The sequence below is a fragment of the Candidatus Cloacimonadota bacterium genome, assembly GCA_020532355.1.
Taxonomy (GTDB): domain Bacteria; phylum Cloacimonadota; class Cloacimonadia; order Cloacimonadales; family Cloacimonadaceae; genus UBA5456.
Genome location: JAJBBD010000077.1, coordinates 1 through 10041 on the forward strand (window position 1 = coordinate 1; position 10041 = coordinate 10041).

11 protein-coding genes and 1 pseudogene are annotated in these 10041 nt (G+C 48.2%); 9 read left to right on the forward strand and 3 right to left on the reverse strand.

Going from position 1 to position 10041, the window contains the following annotated elements; all coding sequences use genetic code 11:
• A partial coding sequence (locus tag LHW48_02580) for a M48 family metalloprotease (GenBank protein ID MCB5259346.1) occupies window positions 1-118 on the reverse strand: 118 nt, incomplete at its 3' end.
• A 179-nt stretch (window positions 119-297) separates the two neighbouring features.
• Between LHW48_02580 and LHW48_02585 the strand changes: the two genes are divergently transcribed.
• From LHW48_02585 to LHW48_02605, 5 genes and pseudogenes are all read left to right on the forward strand, one after another.
• Window positions 298-840 (forward strand): hypothetical protein, encoded by a 543-nt coding sequence (locus LHW48_02585; GenBank protein ID MCB5259347.1) that lies wholly within the window; start codon window positions 298-300, stop codon window positions 838-840.
• A 105-nt stretch (window positions 841-945) separates the two neighbouring features.
• A complete protein-coding gene (locus LHW48_02590; GenBank protein ID MCB5259348.1) occupies window positions 946-1122 on the forward strand; it encodes a hypothetical protein in 177 nt (58 codons plus the stop codon).
• A gap of 16 nt (window positions 1123-1138) precedes the next feature.
• A complete protein-coding gene (locus LHW48_02595; protein ID MCB5259349.1) occupies window positions 1139-1489 on the forward strand; it encodes a hypothetical protein in 351 nt (116 codons plus the stop codon).
• Window positions 1490-1589: 100 nt separating this feature from the next.
• A pseudogene (locus tag LHW48_02600) lies at window positions 1590-2407 on the forward strand (DNA adenine methylase).
• On the forward strand, window positions 2404-3192 hold the full coding sequence (locus tag LHW48_02605) for a DNA adenine methylase (protein ID MCB5259350.1): 789 nt from the start codon (window positions 2404-2406) through the stop codon (window positions 3190-3192). The pseudogene LHW48_02600 and the gene LHW48_02605 overlap by 4 nt, the downstream one beginning before the upstream one ends.
• On the opposite strand, the gene LHW48_02610 is transcribed toward LHW48_02605, so the two are convergent.
• Window positions 3160-4089, reverse strand: a complete 930-nt coding sequence (locus LHW48_02610) for a hypothetical protein (protein ID MCB5259351.1) — start codon at window positions 4087-4089, stop codon at window positions 3160-3162. The two genes, LHW48_02605 and LHW48_02610, sit on opposite strands and share 33 nt — an antisense overlap.
• Window positions 4090-4152: 63 nt before the next feature.
• On the opposite strand from LHW48_02610, the gene LHW48_02615 reads away from it, so the two are divergent.
• Genes LHW48_02615 through LHW48_02630 form a run of 4 tightly spaced genes read left to right on the forward strand, consistent with a single transcriptional unit; the run spans window position 4153 to window position 9553 of the window.
• Window positions 4153-6927 carry a hypothetical protein gene (locus LHW48_02615; protein MCB5259352.1) on the forward strand — a complete coding sequence of 925 codons (2775 nt, stop codon included), beginning with the start codon at window positions 4153-4155 and terminating at the stop codon, window positions 6925-6927.
• Window position 6928: 1 nt separating this feature from the next.
• Window positions 6929-8413: a hypothetical protein gene (locus LHW48_02620; GenBank protein MCB5259353.1), complete on the forward strand. Its 1485-nt coding sequence runs from the start codon at window positions 6929-6931 to the stop codon at window positions 8411-8413.
• On the forward strand, window positions 8401-8862 hold the full coding sequence (locus tag LHW48_02625; GenBank protein ID MCB5259354.1) for a hypothetical protein: 462 nt from the start codon (window positions 8401-8403) through the stop codon (window positions 8860-8862). Before LHW48_02620 ends, LHW48_02625 begins: the two co-directional genes overlap by 13 nt.
• 28 nt (window positions 8863-8890) lie before the next feature.
• Complete coding sequence (locus LHW48_02630; protein MCB5259355.1) at window positions 8891-9553, forward strand: hypothetical protein; 663 nt, start codon at window positions 8891-8893, stop codon at window positions 9551-9553.
• A 60-nt stretch (window positions 9554-9613) separates the two neighbouring features.
• Here LHW48_02630 and LHW48_02635 read toward each other — a convergent pair whose 3' ends face one another.
• On the reverse strand, window positions 9614-9943 hold the full coding sequence (locus LHW48_02635; protein ID MCB5259356.1) for a hypothetical protein: 330 nt from the start codon (window positions 9941-9943) through the stop codon (window positions 9614-9616).
• Window positions 9944-10041 lie beyond the last annotated feature (98 nt).

Below are 10041 nucleotides of genomic sequence, written 5' to 3' on the forward strand. Positions count from 1 at the left end.
TATTCCTTAATCTTTCTATGCGATCCTCGATCGGAGGATGCGTCGTGAAGAGCGACATCTTTTGCTTGTTATTAATCTTGGCCAGAGCCAGGCTATCCTGCTTTTTTTTCCGGAGCATAATGGCGGCCAATCTTCTCTAATGCAGCAATTATGTTTCTAGCCCCGCTAGTCCCTCCCCAGTAGCCAGACCAATCTCGTCATGAAGATCTTCGGCACAGTCGGAGGAGCAGTAGAGTACGTGTTCCATAACCGCAAGTGGCTGTTCAGCATCGGCAAAGCCATCAAGGGAGTATTCTGATGCCTCCCATCAACAAACCCACCTATCCGGCAAACATGACTGAGGGTGATCTTCGTTTCGAAGCCTTGGTTGATGTCATGGTGGCAGACAAAATCTATCTTGGCTCAGGCACTTACACTGCGTCAGAGATTGCCAATGTCTATGCCACCCAAGACTCGATCCAGGATCACTTGGGTCTCAGCTTCGATCCTTTGGGTGAGCTTGCCGAGAAACCGGGCAAGGCAGACTCCAAGATCACCAAGCTCAAGACCCGGAACTATGCGATTCCCGGCAAGAGAACCAGTACGGTGGAACTCACCATCTCCGGACTTTCAGTTAAACAGAAAGACTACCTTGAGAGCAGCTTCTTCATGGGTAAGAGCATGACCATCGTGGTCACATCCACAAGCTTGGATCGGGTTGTTGTCTTCAATGGTCTGCGCTGGACAGTTGACTGGTCTGGAGAGGCTGATGGTCTCTTCTCTGTAGTCATCTCCACCGAGTTCTCCGGAATCACTGCCGGGAAGTTATACCTGTTCAAGGATATCCCCCTCGGACCCTAATCAAGAAAGATAAACCACAATAATCTAAACAAAGGACAGAACATGGATTGCCAATGTAAACCGGACGTAGCGGGGTCCCCACGGTACAACTCGTTGGACAGTGGGGTGCTCAAGAAGATAGACAATCTCCAGACTGAGATCTACGGCAACGGAAACAGTAACAACTCATTGGTGACCAGAATGGCGAGAGTGGATACGAATATGAAGCTACTTCTAACCGTCTCCACTACCCAATTCTTCATGCTGATGGGCGTTGCCATCAAGATGTTCTGGGGAAACTAAGAAAGGATTGAATTCTATGAAGCGAGAAGTAACACTCAGCTATAGCCAACTGCGGCAAATACTCTGCCTCACGATCTCGAACAAGACCTTGAAAGCCAAGCTTGAGGACTTCCTCTCCGGCAAGCTGACCAAGGTAAGTGAGGTGGAACTGCTTGAACTCATCTCTGAATCGGAAGCCGATAAAGAGCTTATCCGGATCATCTCCAACCAGGACCCGGACACTATGGACGCACTCGATGCACTGGAGCACGTATCCGCTTTTTTCGTCTATATCAGAGCCAACAAAGACAGGTTCAGAAGTTGGCTCGGGAGTTTCGGAATAGCGGTGATCACAGAAGCAAATACCCCTATGAGAGGTTCGAAATGATACTCAGAAAGCTTGGCTTCACTAACGAGGACTTCAGCACTCTGACTCTGCCGGAGCTGTATCTCCGGCTTTGTCTGGCAGACCCGAAAGGAGACGTATAATGGATGCATTGATCGGATGGATCGGAGGTAAACGCCTCCTGAGAAAGACTATCTCCCAATACGTACCCAAGGACATTCTTGGCTACATTGAGCCCTTCGGTGGTGCTGCCTGGATGCTGCTCTTCAAAGATAAATGGGGCGATCTGGAAGTCTATAACGATCTCGACTATCGCCTAGTTAATCTCTTCCTGCAGGTGAAGTATCATCCTGATGAACTGATCAAAGAGTTAGACTGGTTAGTTGCCAGCCGTAAGCTCTTTGGTGATATCCTCAAGCAGGAAGGCTTAACCGAGATACAGAGAGCTGCCAGGTTCATGTTCCTGATCACCAGATCATTCGGAAGCAAAGGTGACAGCTTCGGCACCTCTCAGAAGCGTGGCACTTCCAGTATGTATAACCGTCTGGAGCGCATCAAGGAACTGCACAAACGTCTGGATATGGTAATCATCGAGAACCTCTCTTATGAGAAGGTGATTGAGAAGATACCAAGAGCAACTTCTTCTATTGTGATCCACCCTACATGCTGGGTTATACCTATGAGAACTCCAAGCAGTTCAGTCATGAAGCCCTGAGAGACATCCTCAAGAGTATCAAAGGCAGGTTCATTCTATCATACGATGATAACCCGGAAGTACTGAAGCTATACAAAGGCTATGACATCAAGCATGTCACCAGAACCAAGGGCATCAACCGCAAGGAAGGCAAGAGCGATTTCAAGGAAGTGATCATCGCCAACTTCGATCTCGTAGATATCGATCAGGATACAGAAACACCCAAAACGAAAGCCAGAGCCAAAGAACTCAGGGGGATATCGTGAACAGCATCATCTCGTGGGTGGGTGGCAAGCGCCTCCTAAGAAAGAAGATACTGCCGCTCATCCCCAAGCACGACATCTACTGTGAAGTTTTTGGCGGTGCTTCCTGGATTCTATTCGGCAAAAGCCCCAACAAAGAAGACTGGCAGACCGGACCCAAGAGCAGATACACCGAAGTCTATAATGACATCAATGGTGATCTGGTGAACTTCTGGAAGTACATCAAGCAGCACCCTGAAGCTTTTGTTACGGAGTTGAATCAATACTTGGTATCAAGGGAGATGTTCGACACCTTCGCTCAACATGAGCCCAAAACCGAGCTGGAACGAGCTATCCGCTTCTACTTCAAGCTTGCCTGCAGCTACGGCTCCCGGTCAAAGAACTTCTGCATCATGCAGGGCTACAAGTATATGCCGCTGCGAAACCTTGAGAAGGTGAAAGCAGCCTCAGAACGGCTCAAGCAGGTGATCATCGAGAAGCAGGACTTTGAGAAGATCATTGCCCGCTTCGATACGCCAAATACCTTCTTCTACCTCGACCCACCCTACTACACAAAGGAGCATCTATACGACAGAGAAGACGCTAACGCATTTACCAAGCATGATGAGCTTGCTGCCATCCTGAAGCAGATCAAGGGGAAGTTCTTGTTATCCTACAATAACGACCCTTACATTCGCACACTCTACAAGGGCTTCACCCTTGATGAAGTTGAAGCGCAGTACACCGTCTCCGGTGCATTCCAGACTGAGACTGAGTTATTGATTAGGAATTATAAGGGAGAAACCTGATTTTGTGTTTGATGAATTGTCATCTACTTTCTTGGGTGGTTGACACGACCGTATGAACTCGATAGCATTGCTATATTTCTCTGCATACAATGGCTCATGCTTCAATTTGGAAAACAATTCTAATACAGCCTTTGTGTTGATGTTATGAGTGTCAAAATTGCCATCATGCTTAAACCAATAATACGCATATTTGCAAATTTTGGGGTACGGATCTTTGATTGGAACTTTGTATTCAACGAATCTCTTTTTCATCATTTTCAGAGCTTTGGGTTTCTTAGGGTCATCTTTTGCAACCATGTATTCGTATGAGCACTGGGCACTGGGTGTTAAAATTATGCCTATCCAATTAGTGGATTCATACCAATTTGATACTTCATCTATGGCATCTCCCATAACCATGCTATGCGTTTTGCTAAAAGTGAATTTGCCATAACTTATTGCACCTCTGAAGAATATCTTGTACTCCTTCATGTATTCCCAAAAGAAAACACCAATAATATGTGGTAGCGTAGAAAGTAAGTATCTTGAGTCTGACTCATCATTAGTCACTTTGTACGATAAGCATACAATAATTGTGTCAGATAGGCATAGAACATCTATGGTGAGGTTTTTCTTCGTGTCTGAATCATACTCATTTTTCTTAGTTTCGAGCTTATGCTTTAATCCTGACCAAATATCCCAAAATGAGATATCATTCCTCTTAGTAACGAATTCACGAAATCCCAAGATATCCAGCATCATAACATATCCAGTTTTTTCAATTGGCATATCTTCGAGAGTGGGTGCTTTGATTTGTGGTTTTGATTGTAACTTCTGCTGTATTGGTTCATTCTTTAACTCTGCGATTTTATTATCACGCTTATTCAGCAGGACAACTGGCAAATCTTTGGTAATCATATTACCTCCTCTGATCATATATATGCATTTCATTTACAGCGCTGTTTGCGTCAATAGGAAAATATGCCTGACCTAACTTTCAAACTGATCCTCGTCACTGACGATGCCAATGTAAAGCTTGCCGAAGTCAAGCAGGAAGCGGAGTCTACCCAGTCTGTGGTGGAGAAACCTGCTGCGGTTAAGATATCGGCAGAACAAGCTCTGGCTACCATTCGTGATGTCAAGATCGCTGTTGATGGAGTGATCGCTGCCGTGGGCGGCTTGGTGCGATCCATGAATAGCTTGCTTGATGCATCGCTGGTGCAAAGACAGGCTATGACACTGGCTTCAGTTGCCTTTGGCGAAGCTGCCGAGGAGATGGGCAACTTCGCTTCCTCGATGCAGCAAGTCACCAATTTCGAGGACGATCAGCTCTTGTCTCTGATGGCAAAGCTGTCCCAGACCTTCAAACTCAACAAGGATGAGATTCAACAACTGGTTCCGTTGCTGCTGGACTTCACAGAGGCCAATAAAGCCACCGGGATGAGCATCGAGAGTGCCTTTGACCTGATGGGAAGGGCACTGAACGGTCATACCGAGATGTTGGGTCGCTATGGCATCGAGCTTGATGCTACTCGGCTCAAGACAGAGGGAGTATCCTATCTGGTCGAAAAGCTTGGGGCCGATTATGGTGGCACAGCTATGGCTCTGGCAGATCTGCGTCTGCAGAATGCCAATGCCTGGGGAGATATCCAAGAGACCGTGGGCGATATGCTTACAGTTTTGATCAATCCTCTCCTGCAGGGTTTGCGTTGGCTGATGGATGCCTATCAGAGCTTATCTCCGGTCATGAAGGGCTTCGTAACCGGTATTGTCATTGCAGTTCCGGTGATCGCTACCATTACCACTGCCATCACTGCCTTGACTGCTGCCTATCATGCTCTGCAGCTTGCTATTAACCCGGTAGCAGGTATCATCGGCATCACAGTAGGTGCTCTGTCTGCATTGGGACTGGGTCTGGCAGCCGCTTCAATCAAGACCGATGTCATGGTCGAGTCACAGAAGTCAATGACAGACGAGATCAAGGAGTGCAGCCGCCAAGTCTCAATTGAAGCGGAGAAGTTCAACTTCCTTGCCTCCAGACTGCTGGAACTGAGATCTGCCACCAACCTTGCTACCTCCGACAAGACCGAGATGAAGAACATCATCCGGACAATGAACGAGCAGTATGGTGAGTACATCGGCAATATCGATTTAGCAACATCCTCATATAATGAGCTTGCCGCTGCTCTGCGTAGTGCTTCCGAAGCACTGATCCAGAAGCAGATAGCGGAAGTTTATGGAGAGCGGTATCAGGCACAGCTTCGAAGAGTAGCAGAGCTGCAAGTCCAATACAATGATCTGATGAAGGTCTCCAGAGAGAACCAGTCTCAGTTTATCCAGGACCGTGAGATGCTGCAAGGTGGTCCCGGTGACTACTGGAAGCTGAGTCCGGAAGGCATACTAAATGTGCAGATCACTCAAGTCAGAGACAACCTTAACAATGCCAAAGGTGATCTCAATGACTTCGCAGCCGCTTATCGCCAGGCTTTGATGGAACTACCAGACATGAGCTTAGGTGGTGGAGATAGTTCGGGTTCAACTAACACATCCCAATCCGATGCCCGACGCAGCGAGGAAGAGAGACGCTTGGAACAATTGCGGCAGTTGCAGCATAAGTATGATGTCCTGGCAATTGACGATGCTATCCTCAGAAAGCAGAAGGAACTTGAAGTTCAGCGAGATGCAGAGCTTGTGAAGGCTCAGGCTCTTGGTGCCTCGGAAGAGCTACTGCAATCAATCCGAGATCACTATGCCGATGAGTCAGTGAGAGTTGAAACGGAGGCTGCAGAAGCCAGAACCAGGCAGATCGAAGCAGAAACCGAGGAGAGACGCAAGGCTCTGGAAGAGGAGCGCAGGCAGCGGCAGGAATTGAGTGACATGCGCTTCAATTTCGAACAGCGTAGTCTTGAGTTAGCCGGACAGACTTGGGATGCTCAACTCAGAGCCATTGATGAATACTATGCCAAACGCAGAGAGAAGCTTCTTGCTTCAGGGCTAACCGAAGAGCAGATCACTGCCCAGTCTGAGAAAGCCAAAGCTCAGATTAGAGACCAGTATGAGATGCGTAACCTGCAAGGAGCCCAGCAGATCATGCGAGACCTTGCCAAGACCAGTGAGATCTTCGGCAAGAAAGGATTTGCCATGTGGAAGACACTGGCAATCGGACAGGCGATGATCGACACTTATGCTTCTGCTACCGCAGCCTATAAGGCTATGGCGGGTATTCCGATTGTGGGTCCCGGACTGGCTATCACAGCAGCAGCGGCAGCCATCGGAGCCGGGCTTGCCAATGTAGCTGCAATTCAAGCAACAGAGCCGCCCAAGGCAGAGACTGGTGGTCTATTAGTCGGCAAGTCGCATAATGAGGGAGGCATCCTGATTGAAGCCGAAGGTGACGAGTATATTACCGCAAAAGACAGAGTGAGAGCCTTGGGCAGGAACCTCTTTGATTTCCTCAACTTCGCTCCCATTGATAAGGTGAAGCTTGCCTTTGCCGGGCTTCCTATCCCATCAGTGCCCATTCCTCATTCCGTTGGCTCATATTATACCGCTGGTGGCTCTGTTTCTGGAAGAGGTAGTATGGATAGCATCATGGATACCATCGTCTCTGTGGTGCGGGTAGAATTTAACAGCCTGCGCCAGAGCATCTCTGATAACAAGCCCAATATTGAGATCAATGTCGATCCACTAAGTAATGACCCGGTCAAAGTCTCCGAGATCGCAGATACGGGCAAGATGATCAGAAGTGAGGTGTAGAATGTCTAATCTCTTCAAAGTTGATTTTGTACAGGGCAAGACCACTGCTGCCGACTATAACCAAGTGAAGCACAGCTTGGTAGATACGGTAAGCAATCGAGCTTTACTCAGCCTCTCGGTCTCTGCTGATAAGCTGCAGTCTGTATCTAACTACAGCAGAGAACCCAAACGGCTCGTATTTGAATGCTTCCCCACTACCTGGATACAGGATAACATCCTCTCCGGAAACAATGAACATGAGCGTTACATCTCGCACTTCGAGGTTAAGGTATATCGGGATACAGTTCTGTTCTTTACGGGCATCATCGATACATCCCAGTTGACATTTGATGTCAGCACGGGTATTCTCAAGTTCACTTGCTACGATAAGATCAAGCTGCTTTCGGTATTCTCCGATCTCACTCACTACTATAGCCTTACCGCAGGCTACCTGCCGATCTGGATACTCGGATACTTCCTGCAGGACATCCAGCAGACCATCCCGGTCAACATACCCTATTCAAACCAGTTCGTCACTCCTACCTTCAACATCACCAGTGGCAATATGCTAACCCTTGCCCAGGTCGATTATGACGACCTGATCGAATTCCCCAATCCCACCGGAGGCTGGACATACAGTTATCATGGTAATGGCTGGCCGGGTCCCAGATATGGTTACCGGGTAGATACTGCATCCAATACAGTTACCTTCATCTTTGCCCACAAAGTGATCATCCAGGCTGTGTACCCCAGTCCTGCCACCACTCGGTATCAAGCTCGCTTCCGGGGCAGGATTTACCGTTTCTACAACAGCATCTGTCCGGTCATACAGGACTATGACGAAAAGACCGACTGGGTGGACTCAGTTACGTCTTTAGACAATGCCTCCAATGAGTTCATCGGCTTCTTCATCAAGGGTGGAATCTCCGAGAACAGCTTATACAGTCTGACCAGTACCGGATTGATCGATGGACGCAGCTATGGTAGTGGGCATTGGGTGGGACATTGGGCTCAAGCGACTTTCAATGGTAATCTGTATCCGACCCGTCTGCAGCCCGGTACGGCTTACGAGACCTTCAAAGAGGAACAGACCGATAATCTCAAGGTGCTCAAGGCAATGCTCATGCTCTATAATGCCACCATCTTCACTGATGCCATTGGCAGGGTCGTACTCAAGAACAAGGATGCCTACTCTACCAATACTATCGACATAGATGACAAGGACGTAGTATCATTCATCATCAAGCGGGGTAACCAAGAGACGCCGCAGATTGAAGAGATAGACATCTTTGCCGGAGATACCACTCAACTGCAAGGCATCATCAGGAACCGCCTCATCGACTTCTACGACTCCAAGTGGAGCATTGATGCTGTCATAGACCAGTTATCCAAATACGATCTCTCGATCCAATCAAGGATACGCATCCAGAACAAGGTCTATGCCATTACCGAGCTTGAGAGAGACTTCAATAAAGACGAATACAAAGTGAAAGCATGGCTGCTATAAAGGGATTCAAACTGATCAGATGGAGCTCTCTGGGAGTGTTCTTCTTAAGCTGTGAACATGGGGAAGTCGAATACATCCCCAAACGTAAGTATCGCATAGAGAAGGAGAATGCCTTTAACCCCACCTTCATCCACCAAAGAGAAGAGTATCGGGAAGATGGCTTTGAACTGCAAGTGACCCTGAATCCAAGCGAGTTTTACAACCTCCTGAGCTTCCTGACCAATACAGGTAAGCTCTATCTTGAGTACACTGCTTACGATACCATCAAGAGCCAGTTCCCCGTAACTGTATCCCAACTGCCCAAGTGTCCGGATGATCTGCATGAGTATCCGGAGAAGATCAAGTTCAGCCTGGAATCGAGATACATCGGTTCACCCGGCTATGTGGACTTCAGCATCATCATAGTCCAGGACGATGACGAGATGGTCAGTGGCAGCCAGCAGACCTAAACCACCAACAACACCAATAGGAGCATAGATGTTCAAATACGGAATCAGCTACTACACAGTAGACAATGGAGAGCGAAAACCCGAATCAGGAGTGGATGTCCGTCTGCTTAGACCTGGAGCAGATTGGCAGACCGGAATCCCACTCATCGAGACTGGTGATACCGGCTATTACGAGTGCTTTATCGAAGATGAGAAGGACTGCGGCTTCTACGAGATCTGGGACAACCGCAACGACACCAATGGCAGCTTCAGCGGCAAGTACTGCACCATCGGTAAGCTCGATGCCCGAGGCTTGCAGAACCGCTGTATCTTCGCTAATCACATCGAAGATGGAGCGGTTACATCTTCCAAGATAGCCCCGCACTCCATCACAGCCAACCACCTCGATAACAGCACCTTCAAGCTCACCAAGCTTCAGCACGAGATACAGAACGAGTTCCGGGGAGTGGGAGACAATACCCAAAGCAGTCCTGCCAGGCTTAGAGACGACCGTTTTATCAATCATGTCCTCGATAAGGAATACGCAGAGCCACCCCACATCATCCTTACCAACATGTGCAACGCACATCTCTTCATCGACAGTGCCAAGACCGATAAAGGACAGGTAACTGTCACGATCGGTATCGGGGCTCAATTTGAAGGAGAAGAAGCCAAGTACCAGATCCTTGCCATAGCCAAAGACACACCGTAGACTTCCCGAAAGAGAAACCCGGCATAAAAAATCCGGGCTCTATATATAAGGTATAGGGATTTACTTCTGCTGGAGCCTGCAGATCAGCTCTGCCATCAGGTTGATCATCTCTTTGTAGTCTCCACATTCCCAAGCATCGTCTGCCTTGATCCTGATCTGCTCATCGGTCATGGTCTCAGACTTGAGCCAGTGTCCCCTGAACTGATTCCACCAGTTCTTGTAGTGGAAGTCCTTATCAAAAGGATAATCGCATAATCCGGGCTGGGATTCGATAATCTCTTCAATTGGCTGGTCTGTTCTATCCTCTCTCATCATTACGATTTGGCTGCCTGATGCTGCCATCTGCTCCAGCGTTGCTTGCTCCTTGCGATTCTTGTTCTGCTTGGTCATCTTGATCTCCTTCTCGGTTACCCGACTGTTAATTTATGGGTCTACACTACACCCCTCGCAACCGTGGTCAAGTCCTTTCCGCTCAACATGATAAAGAA